We start from the raw sequence: 13,522 nt of genomic DNA, 5'->3' as shown, positions 1-13,522 counted from the left end.
GCTCCAGCTTCGGGATTGGCAGGGGGACATGCCGGCGTCAGGCCGGGCCGTGGGGGTCGTCTTCGATTGCCTTTTGCATCAGGATCGTCTCAGTTTCCTCGACATCCCAGTCAAGCGGCGGCCAGGTGCCGGTGCGGATGCAGAGGATGCAGCGCATGACCTGCGCGATGCCTTGAAAGAACAGCAGGATCCCGGCCACGACGATCACTGTCTTGAACTGATAGATCGGGATGCCGGCGGGGCTGTTCACCGACACCTCGCCATAGTTCCAGGATCGCGAGGCGTATTTCCACCCGGCAAAGATCAGCGCTAGAATGCCGGGAAAGAAGAACAGGAAATACAGAGCAAGATCGACGCGCGCCTGCGTCCGGTCCGACCACAGGCGATACAGGAAATCGCCCCGGACGTGGCCGCCGCGCGACAGTGTATAGGCACCGCCCATCATGAACAAAGTCCCATACATGATGAAGCTGATGTCCAGGGCCCAGGGTGTCGGGCGATTGAACAAGTAGCGGACCATGACCTCGTAGCTCATCCCGACGGTCATCAGGATGATCAGCCAGGCAAAGGCCTTGCCGAACCAGGCGGAAAGGTTGTCGGCGAACTGGATGTACTTCTGCATTGCGGGGAACTCCCTGGCGGCCGCGTTGCGGAACGGGGCGCGGGCAGATCCCGCGCCCTGCTGGTCACAGCTTCAGTTTGCCGGGGTAGTAGTGTTCGAAGGCAAGTCCCAGGTCCGGCGTGTTCATCAGTTCATAATAGGCGACCTGCTCGGTCCATGCTCGCTGACTGTCCATGACCTTCTTGTTGAAAGGGTCCGCTTCCAGGTCCACGATCAGCTTGTCCCAAGCCTCGAGCTGGGCGGCGAGGATCTCATTTGACGTGCGATGCACGGTTACGCCACCGGCCGCCAGTTCGGCCAGATCCTTGGAATACTCGCGCATCGCCAAGGCAAGGTTCGCGGTTGCGGACGCCTCGACACCGTATTTCAGGATCGCCTGAAGATCCTCGGGCAGGTCGTCCATGAAGTCCCTGTTGAAGATGAATTCAAAGGATTCCGAGGCTTGGTGATAGGACGAGAGATAGTAGTTCTTGGCCACGTCCTGCGCACCGAAGCGGCGGTCGGACGAGGGGTTGTTGAATTCAAAGGCGTCGATCACGCCGCGTTCCATGGCCGGGACGATCTCTCCGCCAGGCAACTGGGCCACGGACATTCCCATGCCCTGCAGAAGGTCTGCCGCAAGCCCCACGGTGCGATATTTCAGGCCTTGCACGTCGGCGACGGTGTTGACCTCGTTCTTGAACCAGCCAAATGGCTGTGCCGGCATGGGCATTCCCATGTAGCCATAGACGTTCAAGCCCAGGATATCCTGAGTCAGTTCGCGATAAAGCTCTGCGCCGCCACCCTGGTAGAACCAGGCAAGCATGGTCGAGGCCGATCCGCCGAACACCGGCCCGGTCCCGAAGAACGAGGCCGCCTTGGACTTGCCATACCAATAGACCGGCACGGTGTGGGCCGCGTCGATGATACCGTCATGCACCGCATCCATCACCTGGAACGCGCCAACCACGGCACCTGCAGGCAACAGGTCGATCGTCAGACGCCCCCCAGACATTTCCTCGACCCGTGTCACGTAATCCTGCGCCATTTCCTGCCAGATGTCGGACGCGGGCCATGATGTCTGCATCTTCATGACGATTGGGGCCTGAGCAAGCACCGGCGGGGCCGCGAGGGCGGTCGCCGCCGCGGCGGTCCCGCCCACGGCGCCAGTGCGCAGGAAAGAACGGCGCGAGAAACGCGCGGATTTGACAGTGTCGGTCATCGGTGTCCTCCCAGACGATGAAGCCGCTTGGCGCGACATATTGTTACCGTCGAGTAAAACGGTGAAATTGCATCGCGCAACTGGACTTTATGGGGATGCCCAAGCTTTGTTGCTTGTATGCGAGGGTGAATCGCGATGGCAGAGGGCTTCGCGGATTCTGCGAAAGGTCTTTGGAACAGCCGGTTGGACGGGCCAGTCCGGTACATTCGGGCTTTGGCCTAACAGCGTTGAAATCCGACGGCGCCACAACAATCGCGGCCTGCCGGAACGCCGACGCGGTGCTGCCATGCTATTCGGAACTGTTCGACTTCGGGGTCATCGGCGCTCTTGGATCCCTGCTGAAGATCATCGCCAATCATTCGGTGGGAACTGACCATGTGGATCTGGCGGCGGCAAGGGCCGCGGGGATCGTCGTCACGAACACGCCCGACGTGCTGTCGGACGCCCCTGCGGAAATCGCAATCCTCTGCGTGGCGGGCGCGGCCCGGCACGGTGCCGAGGGCAATGCCCTGGTGTGATCGGGGCAATGGGATTTCTGGTCACCGGCCTTCATGGTGGGCCGTCAGGTCACCGGCAAACGCTTTGGCGTGCTGGAGATGGCACGCGTAGGCCAGGTGGCGGCCGAACGGGCGCGCGGCTTCGGGATGCGGATCCATTACCACAACCGGCGCCGCCTGCCGTCCGCAGTCGAAAAAGGGGCGGTCCATGACAGCCTGGACGGCCTGCGGTCTGTATCGGACGTCCTCAGCCTGCATCGCCCGGCGTCGCCTCGGAATGACGGCATCATCAACGCCCGCACGCTGGCTCTGCTTCCCGACAGGGTCATCGTCGTGAACACGGCGCGGGGGGCTTTGATCGACGAGGACGCGCTTGTCCGGGCACTGCGGTCCGGCAAGCTTTTCGCGGCAGGTCTGGACGTCTTCCGGACCGAGCCGGGCGGAAACCCGCTTCTGGCCAGCCTGCCCAATGTCTTCCTGCTGCCGCATATCGGTTCGGCAACGGAAGAAACCCGCGACGCGATAGGGTTTAGGGCTTTGGATTGCCTCGACGCCTTCTTGCCGCGCGTGAGCCGTCAGACCGCATGGCCTGATTGCCGGACGGCGGCGCGGATCACTGCGGCAATTCGTAGGTTGCCTTGATGGACCCGTACCAGTCGGACACAGCCTTGATGTCCTCGTCCGTCAGGTCGCGGGCAATGATGCTCATCTGCGGATCCTCGCGCCGGCCTGCGCGAAAATCCTGCAACTGCTTGGACAGATAGTCCGCGCTTTGTCCCCCGATATTGGGGATCATGGGGTTGGTCCCCGTCCCGTCGAGGCCGTGGCAGACCCGGCAGGTCTGCGCTTGCGCGGGTGGGGTGGCGGTCTGCGCCAGAACGGCACCGGCGCCCGAACCGAGCGCGGCCACAAGAACCGCGCCAAAAAGTGATTTCATCATGTGCAGCTTTCCTGGTGGGATCCGGGGCGGTGTTCGCCGCCCCGGCATGGATCAGTTGGCAGGTGCCGTGGGTGGTGTTTCGTCCGCTCCGCTGTCGGTCCCGCCCGCTTCGGCATTTGCAGGCGCGTCGTCCGCCGGCGCGGCTGTGTTCCCGCCGGCACTTCCTGCCGCCGATCCATCCCCCGTATAGGCAATCCGCCAGATTGCCCCGGCATAGTCGTCGGACACCAGCATCGACCCGTCGCGCAGGAACGCAATGTCCATCGGGCGGCCCCGGTATTCGCCGGTCTCGCTGTCCAGCCACCCGTCGGCAAAGACCTCGGTTCCCGTGGCGTTGCCATCGGCGTCAAGGCGCGTGAACATGACCCGCGCGCCCACCGGCGTCGTTCGGTTCCAGCTGCCATGCTGGGCCGAGAAGATGCCGCCATGATACTCCTCGGGGAAGGAATTGCCGGAATAGAACCTCATGCCCAGGTCGGCGGCATGGGCGTCCGTCTTGACCTGCGGCTCGACGAACTCTACCCCCTCGGGGCGCGGAACCTCCTTGTATTCCGGTATCTCGACACCCGCGTTTACCCATGGAAATCCGAAATGCTGGCCTGCCTCGGTCTGGCGGTTCAACTCGCCCGGCGGGATGTCGTCGCCCATGCCGTCCACCTGGTTGTCGGTGAACCACAGGTCGCCGGTGGCAGGATTGAAGTCATGGCCGACCGAATTGCGGACCCCACGGGTGAAGACCTCGCGTTCGCTGCCGTCGATGTTCATGCGGATGATGCCGCCGATGCCAAGTTCGTCGTATTTCTCAAGCTTTTCCTGCGGCTGCACGTTGTATGGCTGTCCCAGAGAGACATAAAGCTTGCCATCCGGGCCGATGCGGCAAACCCGTGCGGTATGGTTGAAGCTCTCCTCCTCGGCCGGGACCAGATCTCCTTGGGCCACGACGGTACCCACGGCAGGATCCGGTCCTTCAAAGAAGAACTCGGCCGCCGGGAATTGCAGAACGCGGTTGCGTTCCGCGATATACAGGAACCCGTCGGGCGAGAAGCAGGGTCCGTTCGGGATGTCGAAGGTTAGCGACGGGGCGAAATCCATCACCTCGTCGGCGACCCGGTCGCGGTCCCGGTCCACGACCGACCAGACCTTGTCCTTGCGCGTGCCAACAAAGACGGCCGTTCCTTGTGGCGCCACTGCCATGGAGCGGGCGTCGGGAACCACTGCATAAAGGCTGGCCTCGAATCCATCGGGCAGGTTGATATGGGGCAGGACGGCCTTTAGCGATTCGGTGTTCGGGCCTGCCTGGTCGATGCGGGTAAAGGTGGCATCGGTGCGCTGCATTCCCTGCAGCGTTTCCAGGTTGTCCTGGGCAAGGGTCGGCGTCGCAACGGCAGTCGTCAGAAGCAGTCCGCAAAGTCTTGCGTGTTTCATTATGTCTCCTCCCTGGTGCAGTCCCCTGTCAGGCAAGATCGCGCGGCCCTTCCTCCCAAGGGAACGCCCGACCGCATCGGTCAGGACCGACCCGACTGCCAAATGCGACGCCACAACTGCCGCGCCGCGCAGGCTTGCCGGTGCCTATGGGAGAATGATCTACGTCTGCGATGCATCTGCAACATGTTTGTTGAGGGAATCCGACCAAATGATTGGTAACCGTCAAACGTATCGCTGCCGGGGGCTTGCTAGATTTCCTTGCCAGGAGGCAGCGCCGCCTTCCCAAGGCACGGTAGGCGCCGAATGCGATCGGCTCTTCCTCATCTAAGATCAAGACTTGTTCTTGGACGGGTCCTTGATGAGGTAAGGGTAAGTCTTGTGTTCCAGGAGCTTCCTGCTGGTCTTCGGCTCCTGATAGATCGGCACAAGGCGCCTGAGCTTCATCAGCCGACGGATCCGATGCCGCCCGCATCCGTGCCCCTCCCGTTGCATATGGCACGCCATGTGCCGTGAACCATACCATGGCGTCTCTGGGAACTGCCGGTCGATGATGGTCATGAACTTCAGGTTCTCGATGCTTTCGCCGCGTGGTTGTAATAAAGGTTGGAGCGTGCCAGCGACAGCAGGCTGCGGACAAAAAATCCCGTTCCACAACCAACTGGCCGATCTTGGCATGCAGCGTCTCGACCTCCTCCGCAGAAATCGCCGGCTCAGCGGCGTTCTTGCCGTCAAAGGCCGAGGCCATGTTCAGGGTCGCGGTCCTCTACCAGCCCGTGATCATCGTCGGATGAATGTCGTACTTCTGGGCCAACTCGACCGTCGTCAGGTCCTCGCGGATGGCCTCCAACGCCACCTTCGCCTTGAACTCGGCCCCAAAGTGCTTCCGGTTCGTCATGCGGATCAGTCCTTCGTCAATCGCCAGAGCTTAGCGACTGGTCCGAATTCCTGCGACCACCTCTGCCAGATGAAGGGTGCGATACCGCCTAACCAGACCTGAAGCCGCCGAACATGGAACCCATGCCAGAGCTTAAAAAGGCAGCAAAATGATCGAAAAGCCCTGTCAACGCTTTTTCGAAGACCCAGAGCTTCAACAGAAAACCCCCTATCCTAACTGGCGGGTCTCAACCCAGGTCGAAGCCCCATGCCGAGATACTCGAAGGCATGACCATGCTGTCATGGAGCATGGGGACGTCAAGGCAAGGAACTCTGGATCCATAGTGAGCATTGGCTAGGTTGGCGCGACAGGCTTCGCTGTTGCCCAGGTTCTTATCCGATCGGTGCCCCTGTGATCCCACCCCTTCCACCGCGCGGCACCGGGCCGCTGATCGCCCCCCCCCAAGGCGATGTGATGCGCCTTGCGGCGGGGCTGGCAATTGCTGCCATCATTGTCGCGGCCCTGTATTTCGGGCAGGCGGTGTTGATCCCGCTGGCCATCGCCCTTCTGATCAGCTTTGCCTTGGGGCCGCTGGTCCATTGGCTTGTGCGGCGCGGGCTGTCGCGCATCCTGGCGGTTGCCCTGACGATGATGCTCGTGCTGACGATGCTGGGCGGGGTGGGGATGCTGGTGGGGATGCAGATGCGCTCGCTCAGCGCGGAACTGCCGGCGTATCAGTCAACCATTCGCAGCAAGATCGAGGATCTGGGCGCGCGGATGAAGGGACCGGGCATCCTGGAAGGCGCGATGCAGACCGTCGATACCGTCCAGAAGGAAGTGGCCGAGGTGGTGGGCGAGGGCGAGGCGAACGAGGTTCCGCCCCAGCGGGTGCGGGTGGTCCCTGAACCTGTGTCGCCCTTCAAGACCGCGCTGATGTGGCTGTCGCCATTGCTGGCGCCCTTTGCTACGGCGGGCATCGTGCTGGTCTTCGTCGTCCTGATCTTGCTGGACCAGGGCGATCTGCGCGACAGGCTGCTGCGGCTGCTGGGCGGCAATATGTTCCGGTCGACCGACGCCCTGGAGGAAGCGAGCAAGCGCATCTCGAAGTATCTTCTGATGCAACTGGTGGTGAACGTCACCTACGCGATCCCGATGGCGCTTGGGCTGTGGCTCATCGGCGTGCCGGGATTTATCCTGTGGGGCACGCTGGCGGCCGTGATGCGCTTCATTCCCTATGTCGGGCCAATCCTGTCGGCGGTCTTTCCGCTGAGCCTGGCCTTTGCGGTGGATCCCGGCTGGAACATGGTGCTGATGACGGCCGGGCTGATCCTGGTGCTGGAGCTTGTCTCAAACAACGTGATCGAGCCGATGCTGTACGGGACCAGCACGGGGCTTTCGGTGCTGTCGCTGATCGCCGCCGCAACCTTCTGGACCGCGATCTGGGGGCCGGTGGGACTGGTCCTGTCCACGCCGCTGACCGTTTGCCTGCTGGTCGTCGGGCGCTATATCCCGCAACTGTCTATCCTGGAGACTTTGCTGGGATCCAGTCCCGCGCTTAGTCGTCATACCCGGATCTATCAGCGCCTGATCGCCAACGATCCCGACGACGCCATCGACATCGCCGAGGACGCGATCGACCAGGCTTCGGTTACCGAATTCTACAACGACGACGGGATGGAGGTGCTGCGTCAGGCCAGCATCGACTATATCAACAGCGCCCGGGCTGAACACCGGTTGCGAATCGCCAATGGGATGGACGAGCTGCTGGAGGCGATCCGCGAGGAACATCCCGCCCACCTGCCCGAAGGGGCGAAACCACGCGTCGCCTGTGTTGCGGGCAAGTGGGAAATCGATCGCCAGGCCTGCGAGATGCTGGTCCACAGCCTGCAACTGGACGGCGTTCCGGCGGCGTCCCGGGCCTATGGCAGCAGCACCTCGCGCTATGTCGCAGGGTTGGAACTGGACGGCGTCGAGATCGTGGTCCTGAGCTTCTTCAGCAGTGAACCCGATGCTGCCGCCCGTAACCTGGCCCGCCGCCTTCGGGCGCGATGGCCGGGGATCAAGATCGTCCTGGGTCTGTGGGGCGTGCCTCCAAACGAACTGGACCGGCACGGCGCCGAGGCGCTTGGCGCAGATGCCGTCGTGGCCTCGATCAACGAGGCGACGCGCCGCATCCTGCTGTTGTTGCGGAAGGAAGACGACAAGAGGGTCGATGTCGTCCAGGACCCCCAGGCTGCGGCAGCACGATACGAGACCCTGAAGGAAGCGTCGCTGGACGACCAGGATCTGCGCGACGACCTGCACGATCTGGCCATCCGTGCCGCCGACGTGTTTGACGTCAAGACCGCAGCCATCATTGCCATCGGTCTCCGGCAGGAGCTGCTGATCGGGTCCAACCGCGAACTGCCGGGGCTGGGCATGGACCGTCAGGCGAACGCGATGATGCTGCCGTCGGATGCCTCGCTGGCCTCACTGCTGCTGGCCGACGCCCGGTCGCTGATCGTTCCCGACATCGAACGCGACCCGCTGCTGGCAGAAAATACCGTCCTGCGCGCCTGGTCCGCGCGCGCTTTTGCGGCCGCGCCGATGCGACAAGGGGATGGGGTGGTTCTGGGCGCCCTGTGCCTTGTCCATGACGAGGTGCGCGAATTTGCAGCCGAGGAGCAGGAGCTTCTGGAAAGCCTTGCAGCCGAGGTGGCCGAGCGCCTGACGGGAGAGGAGGCCGCACCGACCGAAAGCCTCAAAGAGCCGGTCACATCGGCCACTGTGGGCCAGCAGATCCCGGAATAGAGTTCATTCGGAACGGAAAGCGCAGGAAAAGAGGCCTAGTCTCCGGCCCGGTCGGCGCGCCAGGCGTCACGGTGCTGTGACTGACGGTGTGCCAGAACGCCCGACGCCTTGAGACGCGCCTTGAGATCGTCAACCGGGGGCGCATAGACAAAGCCGAAGGAGACGCAATCATCCCGCCCCTCGACCGCATGATGCAAGCGGTGCGCCTGGTAGAGCCTGCGGAAATAGCCGCGCCGGGGAACATAGCGGAATGGCCAACGCTGGTGAACCAGGCCATCGTGGACGACGAAATAGATCACGCCGTAAACGGTCGCTCCGACCGCGACCCACCACAGCCACGGCCACCAGGCGCTGCCAAGCGCAAAGAGCAGGATCGAGACTATTGCGAACACCACCGCATAAAGATCGTTCTTCTCGAAGGGGCCGTGGGTCTCTTCGTGGTGCGACTTGTGCCATCCCCAGCCCAGGGGACCGTGCATGACCCAGCGGTGGACCGAATAGGCTATCCCCTCCATGGCCAGGACGGTCAGGACAACAATCAGGACCGGCATCAGCACGCTCATGCCCCGCCCCTTTGTCGGGTCGTGGGCAATCGCCACCACGGCACAGAGGGGTGAAGGTGGTGTTCGTGGTGATAGCCGCCGAAATGAAAGCACGTCAGCAGCGAAAGCGGATCGCTCAGCTGGGACGAGCGTGCGTTGTGCCGATCAGGAAAGGCGTCGTGCCCCGGCCGGTGCGGCAGCCAGGTGCCAAAGATGAAAAGCTGCATCGATGCAAGGATCGACGGCACGGCCCAGAACGCCACATAGGGCCAGCGCGGGCCAAGGATAAGCGCGTAAAGGATCACCGAACTGCCAAGCACCCAGAACTCGCGCCAGCCAAAGTAGGTGCGCACGAACGCAATGTACCACGCAACCGGTCCGCCTTGGCTAAAGTCGGGATCGTCGTCTGTGCCGGCGTGGCGATGATGGGCCATGTGCTTGACAATGAGCTTGCGCCAGGAAAACCCGGCAAAAAGCATAAGCGCCAAGGCCCCGAATGCTGCGTTGATCCGCGGCCTTCCTGGCATGATCGCACCGTGCATCGCGTCATGGGCGACGATGAACAACCCCACGGAAAGCCATGTCAGTCCGATCAAGCAAACGAACGCCAAACCGGGCGAACCGGCAATATCCAGATGCCAAACAGCAAAGACGTGCAGGCTGATCCAAATGCCGATCACCCCTGCCGCCAATGCAGGGCCTACAAGGTTGGACCGAGAAAGGCGTCGCGGCGTTTCGGACAAGTCATGGCTCCCTGCTCACCGTGCATCACTTGCAACAATCTAGGGCAACGGCCCAACAGTTTCCAGTTCGAGCTTCGTCAATGGCGCGTGAATGCCTGCCTCGCTTATGCCAACCCGACCAACAGGTTCCGCCACAGGTTTCACGGCCGATTACCGCCCCGGCCTTGGTAGAAGGGTGGCAGCAAAGACGCCAAGCCTTCGCAACGTCGATGTGGTCGACCCTAAGGTCAGGACTTGTTCTTGATCACTGCCGGAAGATCAGGGTTGCTGCCGGTGCGACGGCAGAAAGGCAGGTTTCCGGGCCTTTGTCGCGAGCCGGGTTGCCACGCGCCGCCAGTCCGTCAGGCGACCGAACATGATCTCGATGTGATTGCGCCTCTTGTAGCGGTGCTTGTCATGTTTAAATGTCGTCGTGCAGGACTTCCGGCCGGCGATGCAAGGCTTTGTTTCCTTGTGTTGGAGTGCTTCTCGCAGCCAGGAAGCGTCATATCCTCTATCTGCCAAGAGCCGGTTGCCTGCGGCAAGCTGCCCAATAGCCCCCCTATGGTCGCCAACCTGTTCCGCCGACATGACGAACCGGATCGGTCGACCCTGCGCATTGGTGAGGGCGTGACGCGTGGTAGTCCTGCCGCCTTTTGTGCAACATTTTTTAGCGCGCAGGGGATGCCGTGCGGTGCGCTTTGGGAGGGGTCGCATCGATCATGATTGTCCTGGGCTCCGGACCCTTCGCCAGCCAGGCCTACCATGATCCGGGCGAAGACCCCGTTATCGCTACAGCGTTTCCCGCTTGGACGGTCCATGTTCCTTCGGAGTGAACCGCGCCGGGTTTGCCGGAGGCTGATTAGGGTTAGTTACGCAGCCATGTTTTTTGTTTCCACAGCCGCGTAGAAATTGGCCTCGGCTGCTGCAAGCGGGATGTTCCCAAGGGGCTCGAGAAGTCGGTGGTTGTTGAACCAGTCCACCTATTCCAGCGTGGCGTATTCGTCCGCCTCAAAGCTGCGCCAAGGTCCGCGGCGGTGGATGACTTCAGCCTTGAACAGTTTGTTGATCGTCTCCGCCCGTGCGTTGTCGTAGCTGTCACCGACGCTGCCTACCGAGGGTTCGATGCCTGCCTCGGCCAACCGTTCGCTGTAGCGAATGGACAAGTATTGCGAACCGCGGTCGCTATGGTGAACCAACCCCATGCTCTTGTCGGCACGGCGCTCGTGCACCGCCTGTTCCAGGGCTTCGAGGACGAACCCTGCATGCGCCGAGGTGGTGACCCGCCAGCCGACAATGCGGCGGGCATAGGCGTCGATGATGAAAGCGGCATAGACGAACCCCTTCCAAGTGGCGACATAGGTGAAATCGCTGACCCATAGTCTGTTGGGCACGGGCACGCGGAACTGGCGGGTCACCCTGTCCAGGGGGCACCGAGCCTTCCGGTTGGGGATCGTCGTCCTATGCGGTTTGCCGCGGATGATGCCTTGAATACCCATGCCCTTTGTCAGCCGTGCCACGGTGCAACGGGCAAGATCGAAGCCCTCGCGGCGCAGTTGCCGCCAGACCTTCCGGACGCCATAGACCCGCCAGTTCTCTTCGAACACGCGAAGGATCTCGGGGCACAGCGCCTCGTACTGACAGGCACGATCAGATCGCCTGGCCGGACTGTCCTGCTTCGCCGGTTGATCTTAATAGGTGGATGGGGCGCTCGGCAGAACCTCGCAGATCGGCTCGACCCCGTGCGCACCTCGATGCACCCGAAGTTCGACAGTTCCGACGGCATTTTGATCCTGATTGAACGTCTCACTTATGTGGAAACAATGGGTTAGCAGTCGAGGACGAGGCGTTCTCCGCGGTTTTTGTTGTGGCACGTTGTTCGGTCAACTGGCCGTCCACATAGGCGTTGAGATCCAGATCGGTGATCTGCGCGTCAGTGTTCAGCATCGTGACCTCGCACCAGTTTGAGCGCCGGCTTGCGTACCGCCTCGCCATCCTCGAAGGCACGCAAGGAGGCACGGGCACGCGAGACACGCGACATTACCGTCCCTTGCGGCACGCCGATCAGCGCGCCGACTTCGGCATAGGACAGGCCCTCGACCGCGATCAGCTCCAAGGCCTCGCGCTGATCGTCCGGGAGATCCAGAAAGGCCTGGCGCAACTGAGACAATCGCAGAACGCTGTCCTGCTTGGCCTGCATGACCTGTGGGTTCAGTTCCGCATAGGCGGCCTCGCGCCGTGTCTCGTTTTGCGCCTGCCGGCGGCGATCCAGGAAGCGGTTGCGCAGGATCGCACGCAGCCAGGGTCCAGGCGCCTTGCCCGCGGCCAGCTGCCGGCGCTGTTCATAGCCCCGCAGCAGGCGTCCTGCACAAGGTCATCCGCCTCGGCCCGGTCGCGGGTCAGGGCATAGGCGTAACGCCGCAAGGGCGTCAGAAGGGCAAGGATCGGGTCACGGCGTGTCATCTTGCACAGTTAGACGAAGCCGGTGGCGGTTTCCTTCCATACGATGCAGTTTTTTTTGCGCTATCTGTTTGGTCAATCACTTGAGGGGAAATCTGTCTTCGAACATCGACGCCAACACCACCCTGTATCAGCCTCAAAGCCCCTGCTTTTCCCGCAGCCCGAGAGTGCCCAGCACCGTGGCGCCCTCCACCTGCGTGTCGAGCATTGGGCCTTCGCTGCCTCACTTGCCGCCCCTAGACGGCGCGAGCCATTTCTAGAACGTGCCGCATCTGGTTCAAAAGCTCAGTTCCTTGCACATGATGAGGGCGAACTCGGTCACCTGGAATGCCACGGACAACAGAAGCAGCAAGCGCCGGAATACATAGTTTCTCTTTATATCCGTCCGCCCGCTAGGAATGCTCTCCTGCCTGGGCCGTGGAATAAAGCCACGTTGCCCGTTACAAGCTCCGAGGTTTGGACTGCCGGATCGGGTGCCCGAAGGCACCCTTGAACGCCTTGCCCAAGGCCGAAGCATTCGCATAACCGCAGCGCAGCGCGATGTCTCGGAGGTCAAGATCGGTGCTGAGGGCAAGATCCCGCGCCCGGGACAGGCGCAGCATCTGGAAGTAGCGGCCGGGCGACATTCCAGCCTCGGCGCGGAACTGCCGCTCCATGCTGCTGAGCGACAGACCGGATCGCGCTGCTATCTGAGCAATGGACAGGGGCGTCTCTATCATCTCGACCATCAGGTCGATCACCTGATGCAGACGGGCTGAAGCCTTGCCCGTGGGCAGAAGCGTCCTTGCCTCCAGATTGCCTGTAGAATGATCCGCATCGTGGAGGAACATGGAGGAGGCCAGGAACGCGCTGCCCTTGCCGAACCTTTGTTCGATCAGGTCCAGGATGAGGCTGAGGGCAGCGGATGCGCCGCCGCAGGACCAGATCCGGCCTTCCATGACATAAGGAAGGGGGTCTGCCTGCACGTCTGGATAGGCTTCGGCGAATTCAGGTATCAGTGACCAATGGATTGTCGCGCGACGTCCCGCAAGCAGGCCCGCCGCAGCCAGCAACCACGATCCGGTATCGGCGCCCACGATGATCCTGCTTTGTTTGGAAAGCGCCAGGAGGCGACGCACACCAGTCTCACCGCCATGTTCGCGGAAACCATAGCCCGCCACCACGATCAGCAAATCGAGTGATCCACACACATCGTCGTCAGGAGCGACCAGAAGGCCGCTGGAGGATCGCAGCGGCTTCCCGTCTGGCGTCAGCACATGCCAATGCAGCTCCGCTTGTCCTTGGTCACGAACCGCCCGCAGCGGTTCGAGCAAGCAGGACAGAACCATGTTTGAAAATCCCTCAAACAGCAGGAAGGCAACACGCATGGCAAAGTCTGACGCATTCGGACGGTTGATTGACAGATTAGGACAACCCCCGACGTGGCGGAAGCCCTAGCCTGCACCTAAC

At 62.1% G+C, this 13,522-nt stretch carries 15 protein-coding genes and 2 pseudogenes; 3 read left to right on the top strand and 14 right to left on the bottom strand.

Annotation, left to right across the window (positions count from 1 at the left end; genetic code table 11):
* Positions 1-37: 37 nt before the first annotated feature.
* On the bottom strand, positions 38-622 hold the full coding sequence (locus Q5701_RS18770; RefSeq protein ID WP_306752482.1) for a TRAP transporter small permease subunit: 585 nt from the start codon (positions 620-622) through the stop codon (positions 38-40).
* Between the two features lie 64 nt (positions 623-686).
* Positions 687-1,823 carry a TRAP transporter substrate-binding protein gene (locus Q5701_RS18765; protein WP_306752481.1) on the bottom strand — a complete coding sequence of 379 codons (1,137 nt, stop codon included), beginning with the start codon at positions 1,821-1,823 and terminating at the stop codon, positions 687-689.
* A gap of 227 nt (positions 1,824-2,050) precedes the next feature.
* On the opposite strand from Q5701_RS18765, the gene Q5701_RS18760 reads away from it, so the two are divergent.
* On the top strand, positions 2,051-2,341 hold the full coding sequence (locus Q5701_RS18760; protein ID WP_306752480.1) for a Rossmann-fold NAD(P)-binding domain-containing protein: 291 nt from the start codon (positions 2,051-2,053) through the stop codon (positions 2,339-2,341).
* A gap of 33 nt (positions 2,342-2,374) precedes the next feature.
* Complete coding sequence (locus Q5701_RS18755; protein ID WP_306752479.1) at positions 2,375-2,962, top strand: NAD(P)-dependent oxidoreductase; 588 nt, start codon at positions 2,375-2,377, stop codon at positions 2,960-2,962.
* Here Q5701_RS18755 and Q5701_RS18750 read toward each other — a convergent pair.
* From Q5701_RS18750 to Q5701_RS18735, 4 genes are all read right to left on the bottom strand, one after another.
* On the bottom strand, positions 2,934-3,260 hold the full coding sequence (locus Q5701_RS18750; RefSeq protein ID WP_306752477.1) for a c-type cytochrome: 327 nt from the start codon (positions 3,258-3,260) through the stop codon (positions 2,934-2,936). The genes Q5701_RS18755 and Q5701_RS18750 overlap by 29 nt on opposite strands.
* 51 nt (positions 3,261-3,311) lie before the next feature.
* Entirely contained in the window at positions 3,312-4,685 is a 1,374-nt protein-coding gene (locus Q5701_RS18745; protein ID WP_373568568.1) for a PQQ-dependent sugar dehydrogenase, read from the bottom strand.
* A 330-nt stretch (positions 4,686-5,015) separates the two neighbouring features.
* Entirely contained in the window at positions 5,016-5,243 is a 228-nt protein-coding gene (locus tag Q5701_RS18740) for an IS3 family transposase (RefSeq protein ID WP_306752476.1), read from the bottom strand.
* Positions 5,244-5,448: 205 nt separating this feature from the next.
* Entirely contained in the window at positions 5,449-5,580 is a 132-nt protein-coding gene (locus Q5701_RS18735; protein WP_306752475.1) for a transposase, read from the bottom strand.
* A gap of 390 nt (positions 5,581-5,970) precedes the next feature.
* On the opposite strand from Q5701_RS18735, the gene Q5701_RS18730 reads away from it, so the two are divergent.
* A complete protein-coding gene (locus tag Q5701_RS18730; protein ID WP_306752474.1) occupies positions 5,971-8,349 on the top strand; it encodes an AI-2E family transporter in 2,379 nt (792 codons plus the stop codon).
* 35 nt (positions 8,350-8,384) lie between these two features.
* Here Q5701_RS18730 and Q5701_RS18725 read toward each other — a convergent pair whose 3' ends face one another.
* The 8 genes and pseudogenes from Q5701_RS18725 to Q5701_RS18690 form a co-directional block, all read right to left on the bottom strand.
* A complete protein-coding gene (locus Q5701_RS18725; RefSeq protein WP_306752473.1) occupies positions 8,385-8,912 on the bottom strand; it encodes a sterol desaturase family protein in 528 nt (175 codons plus the stop codon).
* A complete protein-coding gene (locus Q5701_RS18720) occupies positions 8,909-9,571 on the bottom strand; it encodes a fatty acid desaturase (protein ID WP_306752472.1) in 663 nt (220 codons plus the stop codon). The genes Q5701_RS18725 and Q5701_RS18720 overlap by 4 nt, the downstream gene beginning before the upstream one ends.
* Positions 9,572-9,878: 307 nt before the next feature.
* Positions 9,879-10,444: pseudogene (locus Q5701_RS18715) on the bottom strand (IS5 family transposase); the annotation flags it as partial.
* Positions 10,445-10,485: 41 nt separating this feature from the next.
* Positions 10,486-11,370: pseudogene (locus Q5701_RS18710) on the bottom strand (IS3 family transposase); the annotation flags it as partial.
* 49 nt (positions 11,371-11,419) lie between these two features.
* Positions 11,420-11,560: a hypothetical protein gene (locus Q5701_RS18705; RefSeq protein WP_306752471.1), complete on the bottom strand. Its 141-nt coding sequence runs from the start codon at positions 11,558-11,560 to the stop codon at positions 11,420-11,422.
* On the bottom strand, positions 11,547-11,885 hold the full coding sequence (locus Q5701_RS18700; protein ID WP_306755441.1) for a sigma-70 family RNA polymerase sigma factor: 339 nt from the start codon (positions 11,883-11,885) through the stop codon (positions 11,547-11,549). The genes Q5701_RS18705 and Q5701_RS18700 overlap by 14 nt, the downstream gene beginning before the upstream one ends.
* Positions 11,825-12,076, bottom strand: coding sequence for a sigma factor (locus Q5701_RS18695; protein WP_306752470.1), 252 nt, complete (start codon positions 12,074-12,076; stop codon positions 11,825-11,827). The genes Q5701_RS18700 and Q5701_RS18695 overlap by 61 nt, the downstream gene beginning before the upstream one ends.
* Positions 12,077-12,513: 437 nt before the next feature.
* Positions 12,514-13,440, bottom strand: coding sequence for a GlxA family transcriptional regulator (locus Q5701_RS18690; protein WP_306752469.1), 927 nt, complete (start codon positions 13,438-13,440; stop codon positions 12,514-12,516).
* Positions 13,441-13,522 lie beyond the last annotated feature (82 nt).

The sequence above is a fragment of the Paracoccus actinidiae genome (assembly GCF_030863885.1).
In the GTDB taxonomy this organism is placed as follows: Bacteria; Pseudomonadota; Alphaproteobacteria; order Rhodobacterales; family Rhodobacteraceae; genus Paracoccus; species Paracoccus everestensis.
The sequence above is the reverse complement of the archived record's forward strand: the minus strand, read 5'-3'. Positions and strand labels throughout refer to the sequence as shown.

Excerpts from the sequence above, each read along its gene's own strand:
- Q5701_RS18735 (WP_306752475.1), bottom strand. The coding sequence starts at position 5,580 with ATGACGAACCGGAAGCACTTTGGGGCCGAGTTCAAGGCGAAGGTGGCG.
- Q5701_RS18770 (WP_306752482.1), bottom strand. The coding sequence starts at position 622 with ATGCAGAAGTACATCCAGTTCGCCGACAACCTTTCCGCCTGGTTCGGC.
- Q5701_RS18765 (WP_306752481.1), bottom strand. The coding sequence starts at position 1,823 with ATGACCGACACTGTCAAATCCGCGCGTTTCTCGCGCCGTTCTTTCCTG.
- Q5701_RS18755 (WP_306752479.1), top strand. The coding sequence starts at position 2,375 with ATGGTGGGCCGTCAGGTCACCGGCAAACGCTTTGGCGTGCTGGAGATG.
- Q5701_RS18725 (WP_306752473.1), bottom strand. The coding sequence starts at position 8,912 with ATGAGCGTGCTGATGCCGGTCCTGATTGTTGTCCTGACCGTCCTGGCC.
- Q5701_RS18690 (WP_306752469.1), bottom strand. The coding sequence starts at position 13,440 with ATGCGTGTTGCCTTCCTGCTGTTTGAGGGATTTTCAAACATGGTTCTG.
- Q5701_RS18740 (WP_306752476.1), bottom strand. The coding sequence starts at position 5,243 with ATGACCATCATCGACCGGCAGTTCCCAGAGACGCCATGGTATGGTTCA.
- Q5701_RS18695 (WP_306752470.1), bottom strand. The coding sequence starts at position 12,076 with ATGACACGCCGTGACCCGATCCTTGCCCTTCTGACGCCCTTGCGGCGT.
- Q5701_RS18705 (WP_306752471.1), bottom strand. The coding sequence starts at position 11,560 with ATGCTGAACACTGACGCGCAGATCACCGATCTGGATCTCAACGCCTAT.
- Q5701_RS18745 (WP_373568568.1), bottom strand. The coding sequence starts at position 4,685 with ATGAAACACGCAAGACTTTGCGGACTGCTTCTGACGACTGCCGTTGCG.
- Q5701_RS18750 (WP_306752477.1), bottom strand. The coding sequence starts at position 3,260 with ATGATGAAATCACTTTTTGGCGCGGTTCTTGTGGCCGCGCTCGGTTCG.